The sequence below is a fragment of the Alkalibacterium sp. m-11 genome (assembly GCF_054658155.1).
Genome location: NZ_BAAGIR010000281.1, coordinates 1 through 977 on the forward strand (window position 1 = coordinate 1; position 977 = coordinate 977).

General features: G+C 43.3%; 1 protein-coding gene. It reads left to right on the forward strand.

What is annotated here, in order from left to right:
• On the forward strand, positions 1 to 856 hold an 856-nt coding region (locus tag ACYQ2O_RS12400; RefSeq protein ID WP_459796722.1), incomplete at its 5' end, for an RNA-guided endonuclease TnpB family protein.
• Positions 857 to 977: the final 121 nt, after the last annotated feature.

A 977-nucleotide genomic window follows, 5' to 3' on the forward strand; every position in this document is an offset into this window, starting at 1 on the left:
TGTGTTTAAGAAAGGGAAGAAAAAGAAGTTTGAAACAGTGCCTCTGCTTAAAAAGCCTCATTGTGTTTGGAACAACCAAAACTACTCTTTCGACTTCCGCTACATTTCAATGCCGATCATGATTGATGGGAAGGCAAAGAAAACGCCTATCCGGGCTTTAATGGTGGATAAGAAGAATAGAAATTTTGATTTGCTAAAACACAAATTAGGGACACTACGTGTCACCAAAAAGTCAAATAAATGGATAGCGCAAATCGCTGTGACAATCTCCACCACCGAGAAAACAGGCACGAAAGTCATGGGCGTGGATTTAGGACTCAAAGTCCCAGCTGTGGCAGTCACCGATGACGAACAAGTGCGCTTTTTCGGAAACGGACGGCGAAACAAATATATGAAACGACAATTTCGTTCGGAAAGAAAAGCACTTGGGGAACGAAAGAAGCTGAATGCCATCCGCCACTCAAAAGACAAAGAACAACGATGGATGAAAGACCAAGACCACAAGGTTAGTCGTCAAATCATTGATTTTGCAAAAGATAACCACATTTCTGTCATTCGCTTGGAAAAACTGGCGAATATCCGGCAGACGGCAAGAACAAGCCGTAAAAACGAAAAGAATTTGCACACTTGGTCCTTCTACCGATTAGCGACATTCATTGAATACAAAGCAACATTGGAAGGCATACAAGTGGAGTATGTGAACCCTGCACATACCAGCCAAACCTGCCCGAAATGTACCGAAAGGAATAAAGCAAAGGACCGAAAGTATCGGTGTAGTTGTGGATTTAAAAAACACAGGGATATCGTTGGTGCAATGAATATTCGCTATGCACCTGTGGTTGACGGTCACAGTTAACCAGCCTAAGATGCTATATGCACTGTCTTAGGAGGGGCAATGAGATGCCCTCACCTTGAGGCTTGAACAAAACAGAAATGGACTGCGTTCGTACAAGCACTCAAGAATCCCACCCGTCAAA